The following is a 25931-nucleotide window of genomic DNA, read 5'->3' as shown; positions in this document are numbered from 1 at the left end:
ACGTGCGCGCATGTCGCACATCCCTTGATCCGAGAGGAACGCTCATGGCGCTCGATGACGACGACATCACTACCTCGACCTCTGGCGGCGAAGGCCCGGCCGACGGTGGCTCGAACCCCGGCGGCCATGACGGTGGCGCCGATGGAACCGCGAGTCAGGGTGAGGGCCCTGCTGACGGCGGCTCGAACCCCAATGGGCACGACGGTGGCGCCGATGGCACGGCCGGTGAGGGTCCCGCGGACGGCGGGTCCAACCCGTACGGTCACGACGGTGGCGCCGATGGCACGGCTAGTGAGGGTGAGGGCCCTGCTGACGGTGGCTCGAACCCCGGCGGCCATGACGGTGGCGCCGATGGCACGGCCAGTGAGGGTGAGGGCCCTGCTGACGGTGGCTCGAACCCCGACGGCCACGACGGTGGCGCGGACGGTTCTGCCTGAGCCATGTTGACCCGTTGTGTCGCGGTCGATCCCTTGACCTTCGCCCAGGACTACTGGGGACGGCAACCGCTGCTGACCCGGTCAGGGGATCTGCCGCGACCCTTCGATGACCTCCTGTCGCCGGAGGCGGTCGATGAGCTGATCGCGGAGCGCGGCGTGCGCACCCCGTTCATCCGGATGGCCCGCGACGGCAATCTGGTGGCTCGCGAAAAGTTCGTCGGGACAGCCGGATTCGGCGCTGAGATGCCGGATCAGGTCGACTCGGCCAAGGTGCTGAACCAATTCGCGAACGGCGCCACTCTCGTGCTGCAGGGCTTGCACCGGTTGTGGCCGCCGATCATCGACTTCGTTCGCGATGCCGTGGACGATCTCGGGCATCCGGTCCAGGCCAACGCCTACATCACTCCGGCGAGCAATCGCGGCTTCGACCCGCACTACGACGTGCACGACGTCTTTGTCCTGCAGGTGTCCGGTCGCAAGCACTGGACGATCCACGAGCCGGTATTCACCGATCCACTCTCCGGCCAGCCGTGGTCCGACCGCCGCGCCGCCGTCGAGGCCCGGGCAGCCGAGGACCCCGTCATCGACACGGTCCTCGAGCCCGGCGACGCGCTCTACCTTCCCCGGGGTTGGCTGCACTCCGCTCGCGCCCTCGGGCAGACCTCGATCCACCTGACGGTGGGTGTGGCCGCCATCACGACGTACGACGTGGTACGGGCCATCGTCGACGAACTGGCCGGGGCCCAAGAACTGCGCGGCTCGCTGCCGCTGGGTGCTGACCTCACCAGTCCGGACGAGGTGGCGGCCATCGCGCAGAAGACCATCGCGGTCCTGTCCGACGTGCTGCGCGACGCCCCTGCCGGCACCGCCGAGAACGCCGGCGACCGGATCGCCCGCACGTTCTCCGAACGGACCCGCCCGACCGCCGTCCGCCCGTTGGCAACGGTGATTGCGGTCGAAAACCTCGACAGCACAACGGTGGTCCGGTGGCGGCACGCATTGATCGCGGCGGTGCGCCGGAACGGCGAAAAGGTGAGCCTGCGGTTGACCGACCGCACCATCACGTTCCCGGCCACCTGCGCCGAGGCGCTGGAAGCCTTGCATGCGGGTACGCCGATCGCAGCCGGAGCGCTGCCCGGACTCGACGCCGACGACGGTGTGGTCCTGGCGCGGCGGCTGCTGCGCGAAGCGGTCGTCGTACCCGCGGACCTGGGCGCAGGGCAGGGCGCTTGATCGATCAGCGGCCCTGCAGCGTTCAGTCCCGGGACCGGCACGACCCGCTCTACGGCACGGCGTCCGCCGGCCTCGCCTGGCTCCTGCTGGAGGTGTCCGGCGGATGGGGCGCATCGGCGTTCCGTGAATCGCCGTCGATTCTCGATCCGGCGCTCGGTCTGGCCATCGTGCGCCGGGCCGAGGCGGCCGGGATGCGGATCGCCGCCATCCGTCGCCCCGGTCGGCGCACACCGACGCCCCGCTGGCGCTGGTTCATCGCAGGCTCGACGCCCGGCCAGGAGTCGTTGGTGGGCGGAGAGGTGACCTCGCCGTCGGAGTATCTCGACCTCCCGCTGGACGGAAGCGGTGGTCACCCGGTCGACGGCCCGCTGGTCATCGTCTGCGCCCACGGCCGGCACGACCAGTGCTGTGCGGTCCGGGGCCGCGGTGTCGCCGCCGCCATCGCAGCCCGATACCCCGAAGAGACCTGGGAGTGTTCGCATGTCGGCGGTGACCGGTTCGCGGCCACGATGATCCTGTTACCGCACGGCTTGTCCTACGGGCGGGTCGACGAGGCCGCCGATCCCGCCGGGATCGTCACTCTCTACACCCAGGGCAGACTGGACGATCGGCTACTTCGCGGCCGATCGGCGTACCCGCATGCCGTGCAGACCGCGCAGCATTTCGCGCGGTTGGCGCGCGCCGACGACCGCATCGACGCCTATGCGCCGCTCGCTGTCACAGAGGACGGGCAGATCACCATCGTCGTGCTGGCCGCCGAGCCCGTACCGCTGACCGTGACGTTGCGCACCCGCCTGTCCGAGCCGCTGCTGTCGACCTGCCACGCGCGGATCCCCGGCCGGGTCAAGCAGTTCGAACTGATCGCCATCGATTGAACGACCTCAGGTCAGGCAGAACTCGTTGCCTTCCGGGTCCTGCATCACCACGAAGTGATCCAGATCGTTGTGGATCTCCTCGACCCGGGTGCCGCCCAGCGCCTCCAACCGCTCGGCCTCCGCGCTCAGCGCCGACGTCTTGCCCTCGTTGCCGCGGACGCCGGACACCCGGATGTCCAGGTGGACGCGGTTCTTGGCGGTCTTGGGTTCCGGCACCTTCTGGATGAAGATCCGCGGACCCGACCCGGAGGGTCGACGATGGCGTAGGCGTCGTTGTGCCGCTCCGGCGGCAGACCCCACGCGGTGAGTGCAGCCGGCCAGCTGTCGAAGCCCTCGGGAGGTGCCTCCTCGGCGTACCCGAGGGCGGCGATCCAGAACTCACCGAGGCGGCGTGGATCGGCGGCATCGAAGGTGACCTGGAAGGTGCGGGCCGGCATCCGACCACGCTACCGAGACGGTCATCCGTCCACCAGTGGCCGGGTAGCGTGGCGGCTGTGAGTGACTACCTGGTGCTGGTTTCGCCGTCGGCGAACCGCGTCTACGCCGCCGATGCGCCACGGCTGATGGCCGCCGAGACCGAGCAGGTGCTCGGTGTGCCGGCCACGGTGACCGAGCTGGCCGGAGTGGCGTACGTCGGGTGCGCGGCCGCCGCCGCCGACATTCCGGCGCTCTCCGGCCTGTCCGGGGCGTTGGCCGTCTTCGAGCACGAAGGCGACCTTTTGCGCCCGATTCCGTTGCAGCGCAGCGAAATCTACCCCGACGATCTAGTGACGATCCAGAAGTACCAGGGCAAGACCAACGAGTCGTGGACCCGGTTGTGCCTGAACGTCACCAACGCACACGTCACGACCAAGGGCCCGCGGCGCACGGTGCTGGATCCGATGTGCGGTCGCGGGACGACGCTGAACACGGCACTGCTGTTGGGCTACAACGCCGTCGGCGTAGACATCGACAAACGGGACTTCGAGGCCTACGAGCTCTTCATCAAGACCTGGCTGCGCAGCCATCGCCTCAAACACACCATCGCCACCAGCCATCGCGGCACCCGCCTGGATCTCGAAACCGCTTGTGACAAGGACGCATTCACAGCCGGCAACACGCAGAAGATCACCTATCTGCGCACCGACACGACCGCCCTGGACGGGTTCGTCCCCAAGGCAAGCGTCGACCTGATCGTCACCGACACGCCGTACGGAGTCCTGCACGGATCGCACGCCGGCCGCGATCTCAGCCGGGGCCCCCTGGAGTTGCTGGACGCGGCGCTGCCCGGCTGGTTGCGGACGCTGAAGACCGGGGGAGCGGTGGGTCTGTCCTACAACCGGCACGTGGCGCCGACCGACGACCTCGCGCAGTTGCTGGACGGGCACGGGCTGCAGGTCGTCGTACGGGACACCTTCCGACACCGCGTCGACGCATCCATCGATCGGGACCTGATGGTCGGCGTACGTGCCGGTCGCAACTAGGCTGTTGTTCTTCGATTCACGGCTAGGAAGGTGGCTCGCCATGGCTGATCCGGCACGCGCACGCAAGGTGGCAGAACGCATCAAGACGCTGGTCGCGGAGTATCTGGAGCGCGAGATCAACGACGAGCGGCTCGGCTTCGTGACGATCACCGACGTCCGGGTCACCGGTGACACCCAGCACGCGTCGGTCTTCTACTCCGTGATGGGCAGCGAAGAGGACCGGGCGACGGCTGAGACGGTGCTGAACGAGTACCGCGGGCGGATCCGCACCTACGTCGGCCAGGGCCTGGGCATCCGGCTCACCCCGTCGCTGGAATTCATCCACGACGCGGTGCCCGAGGGTGCCGAACAGATCGAGAAGGCGCTGGCCGAGGCTCGCGCCCGGGACGCCGAACTGGCTCGAGCTGCTGCGGCGGCAAAGCCTGCGGGAGACGCCAATCCCTACAAGGACTGACTCACCCGACGGACTGCTGATCCTCGACAAGCCGTCGGGCTGGACCAGCCACGACGTGGTCGCCCGGGTGCGTCGGCTCGCAGGCACCCGTCGCGTGGGCCACGCCGGCACGCTGGACCCGATGGCGACCGGGGTGTTGGTGCTGGGGTTGAACCGGGCGACCAAGCTGCTCACCTTCCTGGTCGGTTGCGACAAGACCTACGAGGCGACGATCCGGCTGGGTGAATCCACGGTCACCGACGACGCCGAGGGGTCGGTGACAGCCTCGGCTGACGCGTCGGGCCTGTCCGCCTCGGATATCGGTACGGCGATCGCTGGCCTGTCCGGCGACATCCGGCAGGTGCCGTCGTCGGTGAGTGCGATCAAGGTGGACGGTCAGCGTGCCTACGCGCGCGTGCGCGGCGGCGACGAGGTCAAGCTCGCGGCGCGTCCCGTGCGGGTGTCCTCGTTCGACGTTCTCGCCCGACGCGACGTCGGGGAGTGCGTGGATTTGGATGTGCGAGTGGCGGTTTCGTCGGGGACCTACGTGCGCGCGCTGGCCCGTGACCTGGGCACGGCGCTCGGGGTGGGCGGGCACCTGACTGCCCTTCGACGTACGACGGTCGGCCGGTTCACGCTCGACCTGGCCACCGCGCTGGACTCGCTGGACCCCGACGCACTGCCGGTCATCGCGATGGCTCAGGCGGCTCGGGAGCAGTTCCCGGTGCGAGAGCTGACCGATGACGAGGCGCGTAAGCTGCGGTACGGCCAGAAGCTGGCACCCGCCGACCCGGTCGCCGATCCGGTCGCTGCGATCGGTCCGGGCAAGGATCTGGTGGCGATGCTGGACCAATCGGGCGCCGTCCCCCGGTCGCACGTGGTGTTCCCGGCCCGGTAGTACCTGTCTGTTCGGGGAGGGCGCAACCCTTCGAAGGGCTAGACGCGACCAAGTCGCATCAACCGATAGGCTGCCGATCATGTCGGTCATGAACTCCATGCGCAGCGCCGGGAGCAACGTCAGAGGCTTGAGCCGTAGCGAGATGCGCTCGATTGCCGGGATGGCCGCCTTCATCGTCGCTTTGCACGTGATCGGTTGGGGCACACTGGCTTTCATCATCGCCCCGCAGCATTACGCACTGGGGGACGACGGCACCGGCAAGGCCCAGTTCTTCGGGATCGGGCTGGGCATCACCGCCTACACCCTCGGGATGCGGCACGCCTTCGATGCCGACCACATCGCCGCCATCGACAACACCACCCGCAAACTGCGCGGTGAGGGCCAGCGGCCGGTCAGCGTCGGCTTCTGGTTCTCGCTCGGGCACTCCAGCGTCGTCTTCGGGCTCTGTTTGCTGCTGGCCCTCGGCATCAAGGCCCTGTCGCGCACGGCGACCACGGAAGGCACGACCCTCAACACCATTCTCGGCACCTTCGGCACCACCGTCTCGGGGGTGTTCCTGTGGGCCATCGGGATCATCAACCTGATCGCCCTGATCGGCATCATCAAGGTGTGGCGCAGCCGCACCTCCGGCGAACTCGACGAGGCCGCTCTCGAAGCGCACCTGAACTCCCGCGGCTTCCTCGCCCGCATCCTCAAGCCCATGCTGAACGCGGTGAAGAAGCCGATCCAGATGTACCCCGTCGGCCTGCTCTTCGGCCTCGGATTCGACACCGCCACCGAGATCAGCCTGCTGGTCCTGGCCGGCGGAGCGGCTGCCTCCGCCCTGCCGTGGTACGCCATCCTGACGCTGCCGATCCTCTTCGCCGCCGGGATGAGCCTGTTCGACGCGCTCGACGGCATCTTCATGAGCAAGGCCTACGGCTGGGCGTTCACCAAACCGCTGCGTCGCCTCTACTACAACGCCACCGTCACCAGCGTGTCCATCGTGGTGGCCCTGATCATCGGCACCATCGAGTTGTGCGGCGTCATCGCCGACCGCTTCGACATCACGTCCGGCCCGGTCGCGTCCCTGGGTTCCATCGAGCTGGACAACGTGGGCTTCGTGATCGTCGGTATCTTCATCGGAACCTGGGTCCTCGCGCTCGCCGCCTGGCACGTCTTCCGGCTGGACGAGCACGAACTGGCCTGAGCCCATAGCGGAAGCACCTCAGCGGCCCTGGGTAAGGTTGGCGCGTGCTGCGCCTCACCGCCCTGGACCAGGTCCCGGCCGATCTGCAGGCATCCGTCGTCACGATCGGCAACTTCGACGGGGTGCACCTCGGCCACCGGGCCCTGTTGACCAGATTGGTGGACCGAGCGCACGCCGACCACCTGACCAGCGTCGCGGTCACCTTCGAGCCGCACCCACTCGCCGTACTGCACCCCGATCGCGCCCCCAAGGCCCTGATCAGCCTGGACGATCGGCTGGACCTGCTCGAGGACCTGGGCGTCGATATCACCCTCGTGCTGCCCTTCACCCTGGAACTGGCCGCCCAGACGCCCCGTGAGTTCGTCGAAGAGGTCTTCGTCGACGCGCTCCACGCGCGCCTGGTGATGGTCGGGCGGGACATGCGCTTCGGGGTGCGCAACTCCGGTGACGTGCACACCCTGGCCGAGTTGGGCCGGGAGTTCGGGTACGACGTGGCGATCGTCGATGACGTCGGCACCGACCGGCGCTACTCGTCCACCGACACGAGGGCGCGGATGATCAGCGGCGACGTCGCGGGCGCCGCCGAGATCCTGGGGCGCATCCCCGAGGTGCACGGCGTGGTCGTACGCGGCCTGCAACGCGGTCGCGAGCTGGGCTACCCGACCGCGAACCTGGCTGCCGACGCCACCGGCATGGTTCCCGAGGACGGGGTGTACGCCGGGTGGCTGGTGCGCGATGCCCTGCCCGACAGCGATCCCGACCACCGGATGCCTGCTGCGATCTCCGTGGGCACCAACCCCACGTTCGACGACGTCCACCGCCGCACCGTCGAGGCGTACGTGCTGGATCGCGACGACCTGGATCTGTACGGGGAGTCGGTGCGGGTGCAGTTCGTGCAACGCGTCCGCGGAAACACCAAATTCACGACGATCGAGGCCCTGATCGCACAGATCGGGCACGACGTGGATGAGATCCGCGAACTTCTCGGCTGACGACGCCATGACGGCGCTCGCCCCGGCCGCTGCGCCGTCCGCGCCTCGAACGCCCTGGTGGCGTCTGGACTGGGGCCTGGTCATCGCCGCCTTGGGACTGTCGCTGGTCGGAGCCACGTTGGTCTACTCCACGACGCATCGACTCGGCCACGGCTACCTGGCCCACCATCTGTTCAACCTGGTCGTCGGGATGGTGATGGCGTTCGGGGTGATGCGGCTGCGGGTTCGGACGATCCGGACCCTCGCACCGATCGTCTACGCGCTCGCGCTGCTGGGGCTACTCGCCGTACTCGGACCACTCGGCTCGACGATCAACGGATCCCGGTCGTGGATCGAACTACCCGGATTGTCTTTGCAGCCGGCCGAATTCGCGAAGGTGGCGCTCTGCGTGGCCCTGCCCATGGTCTTAGCCGAACGGGGGAACGCGGAGCCCGGCCGCCGGCCCGCGACGTGCTGCTCGCAGGCGTACTCGTCGCGGTTCCTGTGGCGCTGGTCGTGCTGCAACCGGATCTGGGGTCGGCGACGGTCCTGGTCATGATCGGGCTCGGCGTGGTCACCGTCTCCGGTGCCCGCTGGCCGTGGATCACCGCAGCCTTCGTCGCGATGGCGGCAGTGGTGTGGGCGGCGTTGTTCACGCCGTTGCTGAGCGCCTACCAGAGGGCGCGGCTGACGGCTTTCCTGCACCCGGACGCCGACCCCGGCGGCATCGGCTACCAGATGCACCAGGTGCGGTTGGCCATCGGAGGCGGCGGCTGGACCGGCCAGGGCCTATTGCACGGCCGGGCGACCCAGGCCGGTGTCATTCCCTTCCAGCAAAGCGACTTCGTGTTCTCCGCAGCGGCCGAGGAGCTCGGGTTCCTCGGTGCGGCCGCCCTGATCGCGCTACTCGGTTTCGTGGTCGTCCGCGGCCTGCTGATCGCCTGGCACACCCAGGACAGCTTCGGCCGGTTGGTCGCGGTCGGGGTGTCCAGCTGGTTCCTGTTCCAGATCCTGCAGAACATCGGGATGAACCTCGCCGTGCTTCCGGTCACGGGGCTGCCCCTGCCCTTCGTGTCCTACGGCGGATCGAGCATGTTCGCCTGCTGGATCGGGATCGGTCTGCTGCTGAAAGTGCACTCCGACGACGCTGCACGGCGGCCGTGAGGTCTCTACAGCCGTAGAACCGGCCCGGCTATCATGAAGAGTATGACGTCCCTCACCGCGGAGGCGACCACGCTCGACCAGCCGCGCTCCATCGCTCACATGTTCCTGGAGCGGGTGGCCGCCACCCCCAACGCCCCCGCGTATCGGTACCCCGAAGGCGACGACTGGGTCGACCTGACCTGGGCGCAGACCTCCGCGCGAGTGCGTGACCTGGCTGCGGGACTCATCGCGCTCGGCGTGCAGCCGCAGGGCCGGATCTCTCTGGCGTCGTCCACGCGGATCGAGTGGGTGCTGGTGGACCTCGCCGCCATGTGGGCCGGCGCGGCGACGACGACGATCTACCCGACCAGCACCCAGGATGACGTCCGTTTCATCGTCAACGACTCCGAGAGCCACGTGGTTTTCGCCGAGAACGACACCTTGGTGCAGTTGCTTCTGGAAGGCCGGGACGCCGTACCCGGTGTCAGCAAGGTGGTCACCTTCGACGGGAAATCAGACGGTGAGTGGGTGATCAGCCTCGCGGACCTGACTGCCTTGGGTGCCGACTATCTGGCGCAGCACCCCGAGGTGCTGGACGAGCGGCTTGAGCAGATCACGCCCGATGCGTTGGCGACGTTGATCTACACCTCCGGCACCACCGGGCGACCCAAGGGCGTGCTGCTGCCGCACTCGTGCTGGACCTACGAATCCTGCGCGGTCGACGAGCTCGGCATCCTGAGCAAGGACGACGTGCAGTACCTCTGGCTGCCCCTGGCGCACGTCTTCGGCAAGATGCTGCTCAGCCTGGCCGTGCGGATCGGGATGGAGACCGCCGTTGATGGCCGCCCTGACAAGATCGTCGAGAACCTGTCGGTGATTCGGCCGACCTGGATGGGCGCCGCGCCGCGGATCTTCGAGAAGGTCTACGGCAAGGTCAGCACTACGGTCGACTCGGCGGGCGGGATCAAGGCCAAACTGTTCCACTGGGCCTCCGACAATGCGCGCAAGGTGTCGCAGGCCCGCGAGGACGGCGGGAAGGTGCCGCTGCTGCTGGCCGCCCAGCACGCGGTCGGCGACCGCCTGGTCCTGTCCAACATCCGCACCCTGCTGGGTGGACGCGTGCGGTTCTTCATCTCGGGCTCGGCCGCCCTCAACACCGATGTCGCTCGCTGGTTCGACGGACTCGGGGTGCCCATCCTCGAGGGTTACGGCCTGACCGAGACGACGGCCGCCGCCGGCGTCAACCTGCCGGACGACAACAAGATCGGCACGGTCGGCCCGCCGCTGCCGGGCACGACGTACAAGATCGCCGAGGACGGCGAGGTGCTCATCAAGGGCGGCGGGGTCATGGCCGGCTACAAGGATCTGCCCGACGCCACCGCCGAAGTGTTGATCGACGGCTGGCTGCACACCGGCGACATCGGCGAGTTGCTGCCCTCCGGGCACCTGAAGATCACCGACCGCAAGAAGGACCTCTTCAAGACCTCCAACGGCAAGTACGTCGCGCCCGGAGCTCTCGAGGCGCGCTTCAAGGGCATCTGCCCCTACGTCTCGCAACTGGTGGTCGAGGGGAGAGCCGCAAGTTCGTGTCGGCACTGATCACCCTCGACGAGGAGTCGATCATGGCCTGGGCGGAGGCGAACGGGGTGCCGGGCGACTACCACGACGTGGTCATGTCCCAGCAGGCCCGCAGCATGGTCCAGAGCTACGTCGACAAGCTCAACCTCGACCTGGGCCGGTGGGAGCAGATCAAGCGGTTCATCATCCTGCCGCGCGACCTGACCATCGAGGACGGCGAGATCACCCCGAGCCTGAAGCTCAAGCGCAAGGTGGTCATTGACAAGTACAAGGACCAGTTGGATTCCCTGTATACCGACTGAGCCGCCTACCCTTGTCGGTATGGCAGGGGAGTCGATCTTCACAGACCTCGAACCGCTCCTGGAGCGGGTGAGCAAACCCATCCAGTACGTCGGTGGCGAGTTGAACTCGACCATCAAAGATTGGGACTGCGGCGGGTTCGGTCCTGCGGGGCAGGAGCTGACCGTCCGGTGGGCGCTGATGTACCCCGACGCCTACGAGGTCGGCCTGCCCAACCAGGGCGTGATGATCCTGTACGAAGTGCTCAACGAGCAGCCGGGTGCCCTGGCCGAGCGCACGTACGCCGTGTGGCCGGACATGGAGGCCGCCATGCGGTCCGCGGGTGTGCCCCAGTTCACCGTCGATGCGCACCGGCCGGTCGGCGATTTCGACATCTTCGGTCTGTCGTTCTCCACCGAACTGGGCTACACGAACATGCTGACCGCACTGGATCTGGCCGGCATCCCGTTGCACGCCGCCGACCGCGACGACGACGACCCGATCGTGATCGCCGGCGGGCACGCGGCGTTCAATCCCGAGCCGATCGCCTCCTTCATCGACGCCGCGATCGTCGGTGACGGCGAGGAAGCAGTGCTGGCGGTGACCGCCCTTGTACAGCAATGGAAGTCGGCGGGGCGCCCGGGTGGGCGCCGTGAGTTGTTGCTCTCCCTGGCGCGCTCCGGCGGGGTCTATGTGCCGGCGTTCTACGACGTGTCCTACTTGCCCGACGGACGCATCCAGCGGGTGGCGCCGTCCTCCGATCCGGCCCTGAGCGGGGTGCCGTGGCGGGTGTCGAAACACACCGTGATGAATTTGGACGAGTGGGCCTATCCCAAACAACCGCTGGTGCCGCTGGCCGAGACGGTCCACGAGCGGATGTCGGTGGAGATCTTCCGCGGTTGCACCCGCGGCTGCCGGTTCTGCCAGGCGGGGATGATCACCCGGCCGGTGCGGGAGCGATCGATCACCGGTATCGGCGAGATGGTGTCGCGAGGGCTCGCGGCCACCGGCTTCGAGGAGGTGGGGCTGCTCTCACTCTCCTCGGCCGACCACACGGAGATCGGCGACATCGCCAAGGGGCTCGCCGACCGTTATGAAGGGACGCAGACCGGGTTGTCGCTGCCCTCGACCCGTGTTGATGCCTTCAACATCGACCTGGCCAACGAGCTCACCCGCGGCGGCCGTCGCTCGGGACTGACCTTCGCTCCTGAGGGCGGTTCGGAGCGGATCCGCAAGGTCATCAACAAGATGGTGACCGAGGACGATCTGATCAACACGGTCGCCGCGGCGTACTCCGCCGGCTGGCGGCAGGTGAAGTTGTACTTCATGTGCGGGCTGCCGACCGAGACCGACGAGGACGTGTTGCAGATCGCCGATCTGGCTCGTCGGGTCATCGAAACCGGCCGGCAGGTCAGCGGCCGCCGGGACATCCGCTGCACCGTGTCCATCGGCGGATTCGTGCCCAAGCCGCACACGCCCTTCCAGTGGTGCGGCCAGTTGTCCGCCGAGGAGACCGACGCGCGCCTGATCAAACTGCGCGACACGATCCGGGCGGACAAGCGCTACGGATCCTCGATCGGGATGCGCTATCACGACGGGCAACCGGGCATCGTCGAAGGACTGTTGTCGCGCGGTGACCGCCGGGTCGGCTCGGTGATCGAGGCCGTGTGGCGTGATGGGGGTCGCTTCGACGGCTGGAGTGAGCATTTCTCCTACGAACGCTGGATGTCCGCTGCCGCCACGGTTTTCGAGTCCTCCCCGGTGTCGGTGGACTGGTACACCACGCGCGAGCGTGATGAGCACGAAGTGCTGCCGTGGGATCACCTGGACTCCGGGCTGGACAAGGAGTGGCTCTGGGACGACTGGCAGGACGCCCTCGATGAGACCGAGGTCGACGACTGCCGCTGGACACCGTGCTTCGACTGCGGAGTCTGTCCGCAGATGGGCACCGACATCCAGGTCGGACCGACCGGGAAGAAGTTGCTGCCGCTCACGGTCGTGTAACGATCCGGTCAGGGAGGTGACAGCCGCCGTCGGCAGTCACACGATGAATCCGTGACGCGAAGGTGGTGGGGCATCGTTGCTGCAGTGGTGGTACTGGCTGCGGCAGTCATCGGATGGCAGATGCACACTTCCTCGGCGAGCCCCGCCCCGCTGGTGGACGTGCCGGTCACGGGTGCGCGGTTGACCTGGGATGCCGGGTCGAACTCGAGCCTGCCGAAGGTGACGACCACGGTCGGAGCCTCCGATGCGTCCCGCGTGGCGTCGTTGATCAACGCAACACAACCGATGGGGGAGGGTCCCTACTCCTGCCCGATGGACGACGGGAGCGCGGTCGAGGCCGTCTTCGAAGCGTCGAGCGGCGCGTCGCAGGCAGTGCGCGTCGGCTTGACCGGCTGCGCCGGCCCCGAGGGCCGCTTCATGGGTGATGCGCTGGCTGCCGAGTTGCACACGCTCGCACCGAGTGGGTACTACTCGCAGGCCGGATGACGGCCGTCACACCGCGGCACCGAGTGGATCCGGCTCCGGCTCCGCGACCGGCGGTCGCTTCCGGATCGAGAGGCAACCCAGTGTCGCCAGCAAGCAGAGGGCGCCCGCCCCGTAGAACGCCAGGTTGTAGGTGCCCATGTCGTCGCGGATGGCCCCGGCGACGGTTGCGGCTGTGGCAGCGCCCAGCTGGTGGCAGGCGAAGACCCAGCCGAAGACGATCGGTGCACGGCTGCCGAATGCGCTGCGGCACAACGCCATCGTCGGCGGGACGGTTGCAACCCAGTCCAGACCGTAGAACAGCACGAAGACGAGCATCGAGGGATGCATGCTGTCGCCGAAGAGGGCTGGGAGGGCGAAGAGCGACAGCCCGCGCAGTCCGTAGTACGTGGCCAGGAGCAATCGTGGGTCGAACCGGTCGGTGAGCCAGCCGGAGAAGATCGTGCCGACGATGTCGAAGACCCCGACCAGAGCCAACAGCGAGGCCGCCGCCGTCTCGGCCATCCCGTGATCCATCGCGGCCGGGATGAAATGCGTTCCCACCAGGCCGTTGGTGGAGGCACCGCAGATCGCGAAGGTGGCCGCCAGGAGCAGGAACGTGCGGTCGCGTACGGCGTCCCGCAGCGTGGTCATCGCCAGGGCCGGGGACGCCGGTGCCGGTGGAAATGCCTGGTGCTCAGGGGTTTCCCCGTACGCGGTCACCGCGAGATCGGCGGGCCGGTCTCGCAGGAAGATCAGCACGACCGGCACGATCAGAAGGGCCGCGCAGCCGATGACCAGTGTCGCGCTCCGCCAGCCGTGATGGGTCAGCAGGGTGGCCATCACGGGGAGGAAGATGAGTTGACCGGTCGCGGCCGCCGCGGTGAGCACACCAGTCACGAGGCCACGGCGAGCGACGAACCAACGACCGGTGATGGTCGCCACCAGGGCCATCGAGACCGAGCCGGTGCCCAGCCCGATCAACAGCCCCCAGCACACCAGCAACTGCCACTGTGCGGTCATCCAGATCGGCAGGATGGCGCCGGCGGCGATGAGGACTAGCGCGATGGCGGCGATCCGGCGGATCCCGAAGCGCTCCATCAAAGCCGCAGAGAACGGTGCGGCCAGCCCGTAGAGCACGAGGTTGATGGAGACCGCGAGGCTCATGATGCCCATGTCCCAGCCGAACTCGTCGTGCAGGGCGGGCATGAAAACACCCGGGGCGGAACGGAAACCGGCCGCGCCGATCATCGTCAGGAAGGTCGCGACGGCCACGATCCACGCGGGGTGGATGCGCAGCGCGCGGAAGGTCGGTGAGGTACTCACGGGTCAATACTCGCCGCCGAGCACCCGCAGAGCGAGTGGCCAGAAAGCCATGGTGTGCAAGAATCTGGCCATGAAGCCGCACCGGGTCGTCGTCCTCGCCCTCGACGGGGTGATCGCCATGGAGTTGGGTTTTCCGTCGCGTTTCCTGGCTCATCGCTCGTTGCTTCAAGGGTGGCCGGAGGCACCCGAGGGCCACCCGCCGTACGACGTGCGGTTGGTGACCGTGGGCAATCGGCCGGTGCGTACCAGTGCCGGATTCGACGCTGCACCAACGCATTCCGTCGAAGAACTGCGAACCGCGGACACAGTGATCGTGTGCGGTTTCAATGACCACCCCGTGCTCCTCACAGGCGAGCTGCCGGCAGACCTTCGGACCACTCTCGACCTTGTCCCGCCAGACGCGCGATGGGTGTCGATCTGCACCGGAGCCTTCGTCCTCGCCGCCTACGGGCTACTCGACGGACGCCGGGCCACGACGCATTGGATGCATGCGGCTGAGTTCAGGGCGTTCTTTCCACAGGTGGATCTCGACCCTGACGTGCTCTTCGTCGATCACGGCGACGTGCTGACCTCCGCCGGGAACGCGGCGGGTATCGACGTACTCCTGCACCTGGTCCGCAACGACCTCGGACCGCATCTCGCCAATCAGGTCGCCCGCGGCTGCGTCGTCGCGCCGGTCCGCTCGGGCGGTCAGGCGCAGTTCATCCAACGGCCCGTGCCGGATCGCCTGAACGGTGGACTCACGCCCGTGCGCGATTGGGCCGCAACACATCTGGCGGACGAGATCACCCTCGATGCGGTGGCTCGGCGCGCGGCGATGAGTGTGCGGACCTTTACCCGACGCTTCCGCGAGGAGACCGGTCAGACGTTCGGGCAATGGCTCACTGCCGCCCGCATCGAGCGTGCCAAGGAGCTTCTCGAAACCACCGATCTCGGCGTGGAATCCGTTGCTCAGCGCTGCGGGTTCGGGACCTCTGCCGCTTTTCGCGCCCAGTTCCGCGCCGGCACGGGACTGGCGCCCGCGGCGTACCGGAGCACCTTCTCCCGCGCCGCCTGACCTCGTCGTCCCGGCCCAGGAGCTCCGGCAGGGTTCGCTCGGCACGCCGATCGTCCCAGACACCCCGGCCGGGGTGGACCGCAACGAATCGCGATCCAAAAGTGGGGGAGGGAGCGAAGGGTGGGGGCGAGGAGGGGTGTTACATCACCAGATCTTCGGTGAGCCGATCCTGCGCGTGGACGAGCGCGGCGTACCGACCGTCGAGCGCCATCAGCTCATCGTGGGTGCCCTGCTCGGCGATGCGTCCGCCATCGAGTACGACGATCAGATCGGAATTGCGCACCGTCGACAACCGGTGGGCGATCGTGAGCGTCGTGCGGTCCAGGCTCAGCACGTCCAGGGCGTCCTGCACCGCGCGCTCGGTGGCGTTGTCCAGGGCCGAGGTGGCTTCGTCCAGCACCAGGATCTTCGGGTCGCGAAGAATGGTGCGGGCCAGGGCGATTCGCTGCTTCTCACCACCGGAGAACCGGTAGCCACGGGCACCGACCACGGTGTCGTAGCCATCCGGCAGGGACACGATCAGGTCGTGCACCTGGGCGGCACGCGCTGCAGCGACGATCTGCTCGTCGGTGGCGTCCTCGCGGGCGTAGCGCAGGTTCTCCTTGATGGTGGTGTGCAGCAGGTAGGTGTCCTGCGCGACGACTCCGACGAGGGAGGCGACGTTGGCCAGGGTCATGTCACGCAGGTCGACGCCGTCGATCGCGACCGAGCCGGTCGTCGGATCCTGCAGCCGCGAAACCAGTGACGCCAGAGTGGATTTGCCCGAGCCGGTGGCGCCGACCAGGGCAACCGATGCGCCGGCGGGGATGCTCAGCGAGATGTCGCTGAGCGCGTCGCGGTCGGCATCGGGGTAGCGGAACGACACGTCGCGGAAACTGACCGCACCGTGCGCCGTCGCAGGGTCCACGGCGATCGGGGATACGGGGTCGTCGATCTCGACCGGCATGTCGAGGTACTCGAACACCCGGGAGAACAACGCCATCGATGTCACCACGTCGGCACCCACGTTGAGCACACCCATGATCGGACGGAAGATCGCGGCCTGCAACGCCGTGAAGGCGACCAGGGTTCCGATCGTCATGCCGCCGCCTGTTGCCGGCAGTCCGGCGATCAGGTAGATGAGCGCGGGGATGGTGGCGAAGATGATCGCCATCGTGCCCATCTGCCAGCGGCCGGCCATCTGGGACTCGACCTCGTAGCCGGTCATCTCCTTGGAAGTGCCGGTGAATCGCGACGCCAGCGCCGGCCCGGAGGCCAACGATTTGCTGAGCATGACACCGCTGACCGACAACGACTCCTCGATCTGCGTCTGCAGATCGGCCTGGGCGCGCTGGGCGCGGGTCTGGATCCTGCGCCGGATCCGGGCAACCCGGCGGGTACCCCAGATCGCCGGCGGCAGGATGATCAGCGACAGCAGCGACAACCGCCAGGACAGCGCCACCATGGCGATGGCCGTGGCCATGGCAGTCGTGATGTTCGTCGCGATGGAGGTCGCGGTGTTGGTGATGACGCCCTGCATGGCGTTGATGTCGTTGGTCAGCCGCGACTGCAGCTCGCCCCCGCGGGTACGGGTGAAGAAGGACAGCGGCATCCGTTGCAGGTGGGTGAACAACTGCGTGCGCAGGCCGTGCATGACCTGCTGGCCGACGTTGGTCGACAGATAGGTCTGGACAACGCTGAGCGCCTGGGTGATGACCACCACCACGATCATCGCGACGACCAGGGTCACCAGCAACGACACGTTCTGGTGGGGGATCGCATCATCGATGATGCGGCGGGTCAGGAAGGGCGTGGCCAGGCCGATGATCGACGTGGCGACGATGAGGGCCGTGATGACGGCCAGTGCGCCGCGGTGCGGCGTGAACATGGCGACGATGCGGCGCTTGGACACAGGGTGTTCGTCAAGCTGGGCCAGATCGGCCGCATCGCGCTTCTTGGGCATGAATCCGGGTCCGCCGCCGCGCACGGTGGCGAATCCGCTGGACATTGCTCCGGGGTTGGGTCCTGCTGCCATAGGGCATCAGCCTCCTTGGATAGATCCGGAAGATCGGAAAAGTCGGTGGGTGATCGGGCTGCGTCGCTCGCGATCACATATTAGTGAGGTTACCTCACATTGATGTAACACCACAATCCGCGTTAGCATTCCCGGGTGAGCGAGAGCACGGACAGCAGCCGGGTCGGCGAGCTCCTGCTGCGCTGCGCCCATGCCGTGCGCAAGACCACTGCCGAGGACCTGGAACCACTGGGTCTGTCGCCGCACCACGCCAGGGCGCTGGAGGTGATCGCTCGGGGCGGCGCCGCGCGCGGAGAGCCCGCGATCGACGTACCTCCCCGGCTCAGCCTGCTGGCCGAGCGGCTGCGGATCGCACCGCGGTCGGTGACCGAGGTGGTGGATGCGCTGGAGGACAAGGGGCTGGTACGCCGAGAACCCGACCCCGGCGACCGGCGCGCGACCGTGGTGCAGCTGAGCGAAGAGGGGGAGCGCACGGCCGAGCGGATCCGGCAGCTACGCCACACCCGGATGGACCGGCTGCTGGATGCCCTCGACGACCACGAGCAGGCGCAGTTGACGGTCTTGTTACAGAAGGTGCTGAACGGCACGGAGCGGCCCCCGGACGTGTCACGCTAGGCGCGTGCTGAAAGCGTGCCTCAACGGTCCTCGACTGCCGCATGAGCACTGGAAGCTGCCGGTGACCGTCGACCAACTGGTCCACGCCGCGCAGGAATCCGTCGCTGCCGGAGCCGAGGCGTTGCACGTGCACGCCAAGGACCGGCGCGGGCACGACACGTTGGCACCCGACGTCGTCGACGCGACGGTCGCGGCCCTTCGCGAGGCCGTCCCGGACACGCCGATCGGCCTGACGACCGGAGCCTGGACCTCCGACGATCCGCTCGACCGCGAGCAGCAGGTCGCGCAGTGGAGCGTCCTGCCCGACTTCGTCTCCGTCAACTGGCACGAGGTGCGCTCGGTGCCGCTGGCGGAGCAACTGCTCGAACGAGGGGTGGGCATCGAACCGGGCCTGTGGACCCCCAAAGCCGTTGCGCAGTGGCAGGACTGGCGGCACCGCGACCAGTGCGTACGGATTCTGCTGGAGATCGTCGCCGATCTGCCGGCGGCTGCGGCGCTCACCGCGGCGCACGGCCTGATCGACGCACTCGGTGAGGATCCGGGCGCACCGGTGCTCCTGCACGGTGAGGAACGAGCCACATGGCCGGTGCTCGAGTTGGCGATCGAGCGCGGCTACCAGGTGCGGATCGGTTTGGAGGACACCCTCGAAATGCCCGATGGCACAAGGGCTTTCGACAACGCAGCCCTGGTGCGCACGGTCAGGGACATGCTCACGGTGCCTTAGCCGAGCGGGTCGCCGATCGCCGTACCCTCCAGCGGGCCCTGCTCGATCCGGGTCGCTACGGGCGGCCGCGCCGTGCGGAACCCGGCTACCGACTCCAGGGCCGTCACGACGTCGTCGGGCCGGACGGAGGGCGCCTGATGACGTACGACGATCGACAGCGAAACCGCGTCACCCACCTGCGCGTGAACCAGGGCCGCGCGCATGTCGAAGGTCTTCGGCCCGGCCTTCATCATCCGGGTCACCTCGACGCGCTCGGTGTCCAGCAACGTCTGCACCGCAGCCCGCAACGCCTCGACATCGGTGTCGGCGGGGAACGCCAATTGCCAGGTGCTGGCCTCGAGACGGTCGGCCAGGCCTCCCGGACCCGCGGTCACCGCTCGCACGATGTCCAGACCGGGCGGCAGGGCCGAGTCCAGGTCGGCGCGGACCTGATCGGGGTCGCATTCGCGGGTCAACTGGATCTCGAAGTACTCCGCCTCGCTGGCCGCGCCGGTCGGAGCCGAGTTCGCGTAGCTGATCCTGGGGTGGGGGTGGAACCCGGCGGAGAAGGCAATCGGCAGCCCCGCCCGGCGGATCGCGCGTTCGAGGGCCCGTTGGAAGTCGCGTGAGGAGGAGAAGCGCAGCCGGCCCCGCTTGGCGTACTGCAAGCGCATCTTCTGCACCGCCGGATCGGGGGCAGGACCCTCGGGGACACGTCTGGCCACGAAGCAGCACCCTAATGCGGTGACGGGGCCCGGTCGCGGTGACCGGTGGTCCTCGCAAACTGTGAGACAATGCTGGGCGGACGTGATCGTATCCACACCGCGGTCACAGCCCATGTAGGCAGCGTTTCGCTCCCGCCACCCGTCACGGCCGGTGTCACCGGTAGTGCCACGGAGGGTGCTGGCAGCGGCGAACCCGCATGGCATCGCGTTCCCCGGTGCCGCGCAACGCGCGAGCTGGGACGACGAGATGTAGCAGACGACTTTTCCGTCGTGCGCCTTCGGTCGCGCGACGGGCACACCCGCTCCACGGGGACGAGCGAGCCGCAGGCTCTGGAAGGTGTGGCCCGTCCTCGTGCCGAATGACAAGGAGGGCCAATGGGCCCTTTCGATGCCGAACATCCTGAACACTCCGACGAACAGGTCGTCGAGCCTGACGCTGCCGACCTCGGCGCCGCCGGGACCGTCCCGCCGGCGCAGGACATCGAGGTCGAAGTCGTACAGGTCGAAGACGCCGAGCCCGAAGTGGTCGAGGCAGAACTCGTGGACACCGCGGTCGAGACCATCGTCGATGAACTGGTGATCGAGGTGGAGGAGATCGAGGTCGAGACCGTCGCCTCACCGTTCTCCCACGACGAGGCTCCGGAGGCTCCCGTCGCTCCGGCCCACACGGGAGCCGCTTTCGGCCTGCTGTTCCAGGCCCCCGATCCCGCCAGCGTCCCGCCCCGTCCGGAGCCGGTGAAGGCCGAGCCGGAGGCAGCGGAGCCGGAGCAACAGGACGACGGCGAGTCCGGCGACGGTGAGGACACCCCGGAGGCGAACACGCCCCGCCGCCGTCGCGGTGGCCGCGGCCGGCGCAGCCGGGCCAAGGACGTCGAGTCCGACGGCGACCAGAACGAGCAGAAGAGCGCCGACGAGACCGAACCGGCACCGGCCGGCGAGGCCTCCGCCGACGAGAGCAGCGAGGACTCCGCCACCGAGAGCGGTGAGGAGCAGGGCGGTTCGAGCCGCCGGCGCACCCGTCGCCGGCGTCGCGGCAACGCCAGCGGAGTCGACGAGGACGGCGTCAAGGTGCGCGCCGCCCGCGACGAGGTCACCTCGATCAAGGGCTCGACCCGGTTGGAGGCCAAGAAGCAGCGCCGCCGCGAGGGCCGGGAGAACTCCCGCCGTCGCACGGTGATCACCGAGGCCGAGTTCCTGGCCCGCCGCGAGAGCGTCGAGCGGGTCATGGTGGTCCGGGAGAAGGACGACATCACCCAGATCGGGGTCATCGAGGACAACGTGCTGGTCGAGCACTACGTCTCCCGCGAGACCCAGCAATCCACGATGGCCGGCAACGTCTACCTCGGCCGGATCCAGAACGTGCTGCCCAGCATGGAAGCCGCGTTCGTCGACATCGGCCGCGGCCGCAACGGTGTGCTCTACGCCGGTGAGGTCAACTGGGACGCCGCGGGTCTGGACGGTCAGCCCAAGCGCATCGAGCACGCCCTCAAGTCCGGCGAGACCGTCCTGGTGCAGGTCACCAAGGATCCGCTGGGTCACAAGGGCGCCCGCCTGACCTCACAGGTGTCGCTGCCGGGCCGCTTCCTGGTCTACGTCCCGGGCAACTCGATGACCGGCATTTCCCGCAAACTGCCGGACGTGGAGCGCGCCCGGTTGAAGAAGATCCTGCGTGAGATCGTGCCTGAGGATGCCGGGGTCATCGTGCGCACCGCCGCCGAAGGAGCCTCCGAGGAGGACCTGCGCGCCGACGTCGAGCGCCTCAAGGGTGAGTGGGAACGCATCCAGCACAAGGCCAAGACGGCCTCGGCCCCGGCTCTGTTGCACGGTGAGCCCGATATGACGATCCGGGTGGTCCGCGACGTCTTCAACGAGGACTTCGCCAAGCTGATCGTGGCCGGTGACACCGAATGGGACCGGATCAGCGGCTACCTGAACGACGTCGCCCCAGAGTTGGCGCAGCGTGCGCAGAAGTGGACCGGCGAGGTCGACCTGTTCACGACCTACCGAGTCGATGAACAACTGGCCAAGGCCTTGGACCGCAAGGTCTGGCTCCCCTCGGGCGGATCACTGGTCATCGACCGCACCGAGGCCATGACGGTCATCGACGTCAACACCGGCAAGTTCGTCGGGTCCGGCGGCAACCTCGAAGAGACCGTCACCAAGAACAACATCGAGGCCGCGGAAGAGATCGTGCGCCAGCTGCGGCTGCGCGACATCGGCGGCATCATCGTCGTCGACTTCATCGACATGGTCCTGGAATCCAACCGGGACCTGGTGGTCCGCCGGCTGCTGGAGTGCCTGGGCCGCGACCGCACCAAGCACCAGGTCGCCGAGGTGACCTCGCTGGGTCTGGTCCAGATGACCCGCAAGCGGGTCGGGACCGGCCTGCTGGAGATCTTCTCCGAGCAATGCGAGCACTGCGCCGGTCGTGGCGTGATCATCCGCGACACCCCGGCCGACAAACCCAACACCGCCAACGGTGGCGGCATGGGCAACGGCTCCCGCAGCCAGCGCAAGGGCCGCGGCACCGACAGCCCGAAGAAGAACCGGCAGGAGCAGGACACCGAGCCCGCCAGGCCCAACGGTCCGTCCGCGGCGCAGATCGCGGCCGCTGCCCACGCGGCCGCGGCCAAGAAGTCCGGTGAGGCGAACGGCGAACAGGATGGCGTCGAGGTGGTCCAGGTCGCCGAGGTCGTCGAGGAGACCGTGATCGAGGCACCCGCGCAGCAGGACCCCGGCCCGGCCGTCGAGGAGGCGCCGTCGACGCCCACCGAGCCGGTCGCCGTACCGGAACCGGTCCAGCCTGTCGACCGGCCCGCACCGGTCACCCGGCGCAAGAAGCGGCCCCGCGTGATCGCCCCGGCCGGTCCGCCGACGGGGGCCGCGAGCGTCACGACGATCGAGGAGCCGGCGCAGGATTTGGCCGCGCAGGCGACCCACCAGTAATCTAGACCGTCGGTGCGCCCACCGAGCCGGTGTCCCTCTTGCGAGGGGTAGCTACTGGCCGGTCATACCGAGCGAGCACACCAGAACCGAAAGGCAGTTTCGACGTGTACGCGATTGTTCGCGCAGGCGGTCGCCAGGAGAAGGTCTCCGTGGGCGACGTCCTGACCATTGACAAGGTCGCGGTTTCCGCCGGCGACACCATCGACCTCAAGCCGCTGCTGCTGGTCGACGGTGACAAGGTGACCAGCGACGCCGCCAAGTTGGCGAAGGTGACCGTGAAGGCCGAGGTCGTCGCGGCGACCAAGGGCCCCAAGATCACGATCATCAAGTACAAGAACAAGACCGGTTACCGCAAGCGTCAGGGCCACCGCCAGCCGCTGACCCAGGTCAAGGTCACGGCGATCGAGGCCTGAGCCTCGAGAGCGTTCGACGACACGAGAAGAAGGCTGAGTAGCTATGGCACACAAGAAGGGTGCATCCTCCACCCGTAACGGTCGCGACTCCAACTCCCAGCGCCTCGGCGTGAAGCGTTTTGGTGGCCAGCAGGTCAAGGCCGGCGAGATCATCGTCCGCCAGCGCGGTACCCACTTCCACCCCGGTGAGAACGTCGGGCGTGGCAAGGACGACACGCTGTTCGCCCTCACCGCCGGTGCGGTCGAGTTCGGCAGCAAGCGTGGCCGCAAGACGATCAACATCGTGACGCAGTCGCGCGACGACATCGTGGTTCCGGAGCCGCAGGACGCCTGAGCCTGCGACCACCGCACACCGTGAACGGACGGGCTCGAAGCTGACTTCGAGCCCGTCCTTCGTTTCTACAGTTAGGAATCCCCGTGGCCACCACCTTCGTCGACCGCGTTGTCCTGCACGTGGCCGCCGGCAGCGGTGGGCACGGCGTCGCCTCCGTGCACCGCGAGAAGTTCAAACCGCTCGGCGGACCTGACGGAGGCAACGGCGGTAAGGGCGGCAGCGTCATCCTGGTCGCCGACCCCCAGATCACCACGCTGCTGGATTACCACCACAGCCCGCATCGCAAGGCACCCAACGGCAAACCGGGCGCCGGCGATGAAAAGAATGGCGCCGACGGTGAGGACCTGATCCTGCCGGTGCCCGAAGGCACCATGGTCAAGGACGCCCGCGGCGACGTCCTGGCCGACCTGGTCGGCCCGGGCCAGCAGTACGTCGTGGCCGCCGGCGGCCGCGGCGGCCTGGGCAACAAGGCGCTGGCGTCCCCGCGGCGCAAGGCCCCCGGGTTCGCGCTGCTGGGCGAACCCGGTGACGAGCGCGACGTCGTCCTCGAACTCAAGACCCTCGCCGATGTCGCCCTGATCGGTTTCCCCAGTGCCGGCAAGTCCAGCCTGGTGTCGGTGCTGTCGGCCGCCAAACCGAAGATCGCCGACTACCCGTTCACGACCCTGGTGCCCAACCTGGGTGTGGTCACCGCCGGTGCGGAACGCTTCACGATCGCCGACGTGCCGGGGTTGATCCCCGGCGCCAGTCAGGGCAAGGGTCTGGGTCTGGAGTTCCTGCGCCACGTCGAGCGCTGCTCGGTGCTGGTGCACGTCATCGACTGCGCCACCCTGGAGCCGGGCCGTGACCCGATGAGCGATCTGGACGCCATCGAGCACGAACTGTCCGAGTACGTCGCCGACGACACCCTGGGCGGCAAACCGCTGTCGGAGCGGACCCGCATCGTGGTGCTCAACAAGGCCGACGTGCCGGAAGCGCTCGACCTGGCCGAAATGGTCAAACCGGACCTGGAGGCGCGCGGCCTGGAGGTTTTCATCGTCAGTGCCGTCGCCCACCGCGGGCTGCGCGAACTGACCTTCGCCCTCGCCCGGCACGTGCGCGAAGCGCGCGCCGAGCTGGAGTCCGCTGTGGCGATCGCACCGCGAATCGTTCTGCGGCCCAAAGCGGTTGACGACTCCGGCTTCTCGGTCCGGGTCGAGAAGACCGCCGACGGCGACGTCTTCCGGATCGTCGGCGAGCGCCCGACACGCTGGGTGCGACAGACCGACTTCAGCAACGACGAAGCCGTCGGTTACCTGGCGGACCGCCTCAACCGGCTCGGTGTCGAGGACGAACTCTTCAAGGCCGGTGCCGTACCCGGCTCGACCGTGCTGATCGGCCCGGAGGACAACTCCGTGGTCTTCGACTGGGAGCCGACCCTGCAGGCCGGGGCCGAATTGCTCGGCCGCCGCGGCACCGACATTCGTCTGGAGGACACCCACCGACCGACCCGCGCCGAGAAGCGCGAGCAGTTCCACGGTCGCAAGGACGCCCAGCGCGAAGCGCGCGAGGAGCTCGCCGCCGAGCGCAAGGCGGGCCTGTGGACCGACCGTGACCCCGTCGAGGTCGACGCACCCCAGATCGACGGAAACGATGGCGAGCACTGAGCACACGGCGTACGGCGATCCGTCGGCTGTCCGGGCCCGGATCGCCGGTGCCTCGCCGCTGGTCGTCAAGGTCGGCTCGAGCTCGCTGACCCGGGCCACCGGGGGCTTGCTGCCCGAGAAGCTCGAGGAACTGGTCGCCGCACTCGCGTCCCGGCACGCGGCCGGCTCCGGGGTCGTGCTGGTTTCCTCCGGCGCCATCGCCACGGGGATGACGCCGCTAGGGTTGCGCCGGCGCCCGCGCGACCTGGCCACCCAGCAGGCGGCCGCCAGCGTGGGGCAGGGAGCCTTGCTCGCGGCGTACGACCGGGCTTTCTCCGCGCACGGCATCATCACCGGCCAGGTGCTGCTGACCGCCGACGACGTAACCCGCCGGGGGCACTACACCAACGCGCGGCGCACCTTGGAGCGGTTGCTGGCGCTGGGCGTCGTGCCGATCGTGAACGAGAACGACACGGTCGCCACCCAGGAGATCCGCTTCGGCGACAACGACCGGCTCGCCGCGCTGGTCGCGCACCTGATCGACGCCGAGGCGTTGGTGCTCCTGTCCGATGTGGATGCGCTCTACGACGGTCCGCCGTCGAAGGCGGGTACGGCGCGCATCCCGTTCGTGCCCGGGCCCGAAGCGATCGCCGGCGTCGACATCGGGGGAGTGGGCACCGGTGTCGGCACGGGCGGCATGGTCACCAAGGTGGAAGCCGCGGCGATTGCCACCTCGGCGGGCGTGCCGACGCTGCTGACCAGCGCGGCCAACGCGGCGGCGGCACTCGCCGGCGACGACGTGGGGACGACGTTTGCGCCAACCGCCGCCCGTGGCCGGGCGCGGCGATTGTGGATCGCGCACGCAACGACCCCGCAGGGCCGGTTGGTGCTGGACGCCGGGGCCGTGGCCGCGGTGACCCAGCGCGGCAAGTCGTTGCTGCCTGCGGGGATCAAAGCCGTCGAGGGAACCTTCTCGGCCGGAGATCCCGTCGATCTGGTGGACGAAGCCGGCACTCGGGTGGCTCGCGGGTTGGTGACCTACGATTCGCGGGAACTGCCCGGCTTGCTGGGTCGCCGCACCCGAGAACTCACGGCCACACTCGGCCCCGAATATCATCGCGAGGTCGTGCATCGCGACGACCTCGTGCTTCTCACATAAATCCAGGAAAACCACAGTATTTTCCCAGATAAAGCTTAGGATCTCGAAG

The 25931-nt window shown here is 68.2% G+C and carries 24 protein-coding genes and 2 pseudogenes; 21 read left to right on the top strand and 5 right to left on the bottom strand.

What is annotated here, in order from left to right; translation table 11 throughout:
• The first annotated feature begins 44 nt into the window (after positions 1 to 44).
• Genes ACFQBT_RS11930 through ACFQBT_RS11920 form a run of 3 tightly spaced genes read left to right on the top strand, consistent with a single transcriptional unit; the run spans position 45 to position 2545 of the window.
• Positions 45 to 437: a BatC protein gene (locus ACFQBT_RS11930; protein WP_377822924.1), complete on the top strand. Its 393-nt coding sequence runs from the start codon at positions 45 to 47 to the stop codon at positions 435 to 437.
• A gap of 3 nt (positions 438 to 440) precedes the next feature.
• Positions 441 to 1670 (top strand): cupin domain-containing protein, encoded by a 1230-nt coding sequence (locus ACFQBT_RS11925; protein ID WP_377822922.1) that lies wholly within the window; start codon positions 441 to 443, stop codon positions 1668 to 1670.
• A complete protein-coding gene (locus ACFQBT_RS11920) occupies positions 1667 to 2545 on the top strand; it encodes a sucrase ferredoxin (RefSeq protein ID WP_377822919.1) in 879 nt (292 codons plus the stop codon). Before ACFQBT_RS11925 ends, ACFQBT_RS11920 begins: the two co-directional genes overlap by 4 nt.
• A 6-nt stretch (positions 2546 to 2551) precedes the next feature.
• Here the strand turns inward: ACFQBT_RS11920 and ACFQBT_RS11915 are convergent, their stop codons facing one another.
• Together ACFQBT_RS11915 and ACFQBT_RS11910 are read right to left on the bottom strand one after the other, a co-directional pair.
• On the bottom strand, positions 2552 to 2845 hold the full coding sequence (locus tag ACFQBT_RS11915; RefSeq protein ID WP_377822917.1) for a VOC family protein: 294 nt from the start codon (positions 2843 to 2845) through the stop codon (positions 2552 to 2554).
• Positions 2846 to 2898: 53 nt separating this feature from the next.
• Positions 2899 to 2982, bottom strand: a pseudogene (locus tag ACFQBT_RS11910) (VOC family protein); the annotation flags it as partial.
• A 57-nt stretch (positions 2983 to 3039) separates the two neighbouring features.
• Here ACFQBT_RS11910 and ACFQBT_RS11905 point away from each other — a divergent pair.
• The 10 genes and pseudogenes from ACFQBT_RS11905 to ACFQBT_RS11860 all read left to right on the top strand — a co-directional run bounded on the left by ACFQBT_RS11905 (position 3040) and on the right by ACFQBT_RS11860 (position 12989).
• Positions 3040 to 4008 (top strand): TRM11 family SAM-dependent methyltransferase, encoded by a 969-nt coding sequence (locus ACFQBT_RS11905; protein ID WP_377822915.1) that lies wholly within the window; start codon positions 3040 to 3042, stop codon positions 4006 to 4008.
• Between the two features lie 40 nt (positions 4009 to 4048).
• A complete protein-coding gene (rbfA, locus tag ACFQBT_RS11900; RefSeq protein ID WP_377822913.1) occupies positions 4049 to 4462 on the top strand; it encodes a 30S ribosome-binding factor RbfA in 414 nt (137 codons plus the stop codon).
• Positions 4446 to 5339: a tRNA pseudouridine(55) synthase TruB gene (gene truB, locus ACFQBT_RS11895; protein ID WP_377825463.1), complete on the top strand. Its 894-nt coding sequence runs from the start codon at positions 4446 to 4448 to the stop codon at positions 5337 to 5339. Before rbfA ends, truB begins: the two co-directional genes overlap by 17 nt.
• A gap of 79 nt (positions 5340 to 5418) precedes the next feature.
• Positions 5419 to 6528 carry a Nickel transporter NicT gene (gene nicT / locus ACFQBT_RS11890; protein ID WP_377822911.1) on the top strand — a complete coding sequence of 370 codons (1110 nt, stop codon included), beginning with the start codon at positions 5419 to 5421 and terminating at the stop codon, positions 6526 to 6528.
• A gap of 44 nt (positions 6529 to 6572) precedes the next feature.
• A complete protein-coding gene (locus ACFQBT_RS11885) occupies positions 6573 to 7520 on the top strand; it encodes a bifunctional riboflavin kinase/FAD synthetase (protein ID WP_377822909.1) in 948 nt (315 codons plus the stop codon).
• A pseudogene (rodA, locus tag ACFQBT_RS11880) lies at positions 7495 to 8663 on the top strand (rod shape-determining protein RodA). The gene ACFQBT_RS11885 and the pseudogene rodA overlap by 26 nt, the downstream one beginning before the upstream one ends.
• A 42-nt stretch (positions 8664 to 8705) precedes the next feature.
• On the top strand, positions 8706 to 10241 hold the full coding sequence (locus ACFQBT_RS11875) for an AMP-dependent synthetase/ligase (protein WP_377822907.1): 1536 nt from the start codon (positions 8706 to 8708) through the stop codon (positions 10239 to 10241).
• The gene (locus ACFQBT_RS11870; protein WP_377822905.1) at positions 10229 to 10522 is read left to right on the top strand and encodes a hypothetical protein; all 294 of its coding nucleotides are present in this window, start codon (positions 10229 to 10231) and stop codon (positions 10520 to 10522) included. The genes ACFQBT_RS11875 and ACFQBT_RS11870 overlap by 13 nt, the downstream gene beginning before the upstream one ends.
• Positions 10523 to 10541: 19 nt before the next feature.
• Positions 10542 to 12503, top strand: coding sequence for a TIGR03960 family B12-binding radical SAM protein (locus ACFQBT_RS11865; RefSeq protein ID WP_377822903.1), 1962 nt, complete (start codon positions 10542 to 10544; stop codon positions 12501 to 12503).
• Between the two features lie 51 nt (positions 12504 to 12554).
• The gene (locus ACFQBT_RS11860; protein WP_377822901.1) at positions 12555 to 12989 is read left to right on the top strand and encodes a hypothetical protein; all 435 of its coding nucleotides are present in this window, start codon (positions 12555 to 12557) and stop codon (positions 12987 to 12989) included.
• Positions 12990 to 12995: 6 nt separating this feature from the next.
• On the opposite strand, the gene ACFQBT_RS11855 is transcribed toward ACFQBT_RS11860, so the two are convergent.
• Entirely contained in the window at positions 12996 to 14291 is a 1296-nt protein-coding gene (locus ACFQBT_RS11855; RefSeq protein WP_377822899.1) for an MFS transporter, read from the bottom strand.
• Positions 14292 to 14361: 70 nt separating this feature from the next.
• On the opposite strand from ACFQBT_RS11855, the gene ACFQBT_RS11850 reads away from it, so the two are divergent.
• Positions 14362 to 15348, top strand: a complete 987-nt coding sequence (locus tag ACFQBT_RS11850; RefSeq protein ID WP_377822897.1) for a GlxA family transcriptional regulator — start codon at positions 14362 to 14364, stop codon at positions 15346 to 15348.
• A 139-nt stretch (positions 15349 to 15487) separates the two neighbouring features.
• Here the strand turns inward: ACFQBT_RS11850 and ACFQBT_RS11845 are convergent, their stop codons facing one another.
• Positions 15488 to 17362, bottom strand: a complete 1875-nt coding sequence (locus ACFQBT_RS11845) for an ABC transporter ATP-binding protein (protein ID WP_377822895.1) — start codon at positions 17360 to 17362, stop codon at positions 15488 to 15490.
• 135 nt (positions 17363 to 17497) lie between these two features.
• Between ACFQBT_RS11845 and ACFQBT_RS11840 the strand changes: the two genes are divergently transcribed.
• Positions 17498 to 17977, top strand: coding sequence for a MarR family winged helix-turn-helix transcriptional regulator (locus ACFQBT_RS11840; RefSeq protein ID WP_377822893.1), 480 nt, complete (start codon positions 17498 to 17500; stop codon positions 17975 to 17977).
• Positions 17978 to 17981: 4 nt separating this feature from the next.
• Entirely contained in the window at positions 17982 to 18701 is a 720-nt protein-coding gene (locus tag ACFQBT_RS11835) for a 3-keto-5-aminohexanoate cleavage protein (protein WP_377822891.1), read from the top strand.
• Here ACFQBT_RS11835 and ACFQBT_RS11830 read toward each other — a convergent pair.
• Positions 18698 to 19405 carry a TIGR03936 family radical SAM-associated protein gene (locus ACFQBT_RS11830; RefSeq protein WP_377822889.1) on the bottom strand — a complete coding sequence of 236 codons (708 nt, stop codon included), beginning with the start codon at positions 19403 to 19405 and terminating at the stop codon, positions 18698 to 18700. The genes ACFQBT_RS11835 and ACFQBT_RS11830 overlap by 4 nt on opposite strands.
• A gap of 375 nt (positions 19406 to 19780) precedes the next feature.
• On the opposite strand from ACFQBT_RS11830, the gene ACFQBT_RS11825 reads away from it, so the two are divergent.
• The 5 genes from ACFQBT_RS11825 (at position 19781) to proB (ending at position 25882) form a co-directional block, all read left to right on the top strand.
• On the top strand, positions 19781 to 22351 hold the full coding sequence (locus ACFQBT_RS11825) for an Rne/Rng family ribonuclease (RefSeq protein WP_377822887.1): 2571 nt from the start codon (positions 19781 to 19783) through the stop codon (positions 22349 to 22351).
• Positions 22352 to 22455: 104 nt separating this feature from the next.
• A complete protein-coding gene (gene rplU, locus ACFQBT_RS11820; protein ID WP_109685249.1) occupies positions 22456 to 22764 on the top strand; it encodes a 50S ribosomal protein L21 in 309 nt (102 codons plus the stop codon).
• Positions 22765 to 22807: 43 nt separating this feature from the next.
• A complete protein-coding gene (gene rpmA, locus ACFQBT_RS11815; RefSeq protein ID WP_377822885.1) occupies positions 22808 to 23098 on the top strand; it encodes a 50S ribosomal protein L27 in 291 nt (96 codons plus the stop codon).
• A gap of 83 nt (positions 23099 to 23181) precedes the next feature.
• A complete protein-coding gene (gene obgE / locus ACFQBT_RS11810) occupies positions 23182 to 24744 on the top strand; it encodes a GTPase ObgE (protein WP_377822883.1) in 1563 nt (520 codons plus the stop codon).
• Positions 24731 to 25882, top strand: coding sequence for a glutamate 5-kinase (proB, locus tag ACFQBT_RS11805; RefSeq protein WP_377822881.1), 1152 nt, complete (start codon positions 24731 to 24733; stop codon positions 25880 to 25882). The genes obgE and proB overlap by 14 nt, the downstream gene beginning before the upstream one ends.
• The last annotated feature ends 49 nt before the right edge of the window (positions 25883 to 25931 follow it).

This window comes from Branchiibius cervicis (genome assembly GCF_042661605.1).
In the GTDB taxonomy this organism is placed as follows: Bacteria; Actinomycetota; Actinomycetes; order Actinomycetales; family Dermatophilaceae; genus Branchiibius; species Branchiibius cervicis.
Note: the sequence above shows the minus strand (reverse complement) of the source record. Positions and strands in the feature narration are given on the sequence as shown.

What these genes read in the sequence shown, in the direction of transcription:
- ACFQBT_RS11930 (WP_377822924.1), top strand. Translation starts at nt 45, where the DNA reads ATGGCGCTCGATGACGACGACATCACTACCTCGACCTCTGGCGGCGAA.
- ACFQBT_RS11925 (WP_377822922.1), top strand. Translation starts at nt 441, where the DNA reads ATGTTGACCCGTTGTGTCGCGGTCGATCCCTTGACCTTCGCCCAGGAC.
- rbfA (WP_377822913.1), top strand. Translation starts at nt 4,049, where the DNA reads ATGGCTGATCCGGCACGCGCACGCAAGGTGGCAGAACGCATCAAGACG.
- nicT (WP_377822911.1), top strand. Translation starts at nt 5,419, where the DNA reads ATGTCGGTCATGAACTCCATGCGCAGCGCCGGGAGCAACGTCAGAGGC.
- ACFQBT_RS11875 (WP_377822907.1), top strand. Translation starts at nt 8,706, where the DNA reads ATGACGTCCCTCACCGCGGAGGCGACCACGCTCGACCAGCCGCGCTCC.
- ACFQBT_RS11865 (WP_377822903.1), top strand. Translation starts at nt 10,542, where the DNA reads ATGGCAGGGGAGTCGATCTTCACAGACCTCGAACCGCTCCTGGAGCGG.
- ACFQBT_RS11850 (WP_377822897.1), top strand. Translation starts at nt 14,362, where the DNA reads ATGAAGCCGCACCGGGTCGTCGTCCTCGCCCTCGACGGGGTGATCGCC.
- ACFQBT_RS11845 (WP_377822895.1), bottom strand. Translation starts at nt 17,362, where the DNA reads ATGGCAGCAGGACCCAACCCCGGAGCAATGTCCAGCGGATTCGCCACC.
- ACFQBT_RS11825 (WP_377822887.1), top strand. Translation starts at nt 19,781, where the DNA reads ATGGGCCCTTTCGATGCCGAACATCCTGAACACTCCGACGAACAGGTC.
- rpmA (WP_377822885.1), top strand. Translation starts at nt 22,808, where the DNA reads ATGGCACACAAGAAGGGTGCATCCTCCACCCGTAACGGTCGCGACTCC.
- proB (WP_377822881.1), top strand. Translation starts at nt 24,731, where the DNA reads ATGGCGAGCACTGAGCACACGGCGTACGGCGATCCGTCGGCTGTCCGG.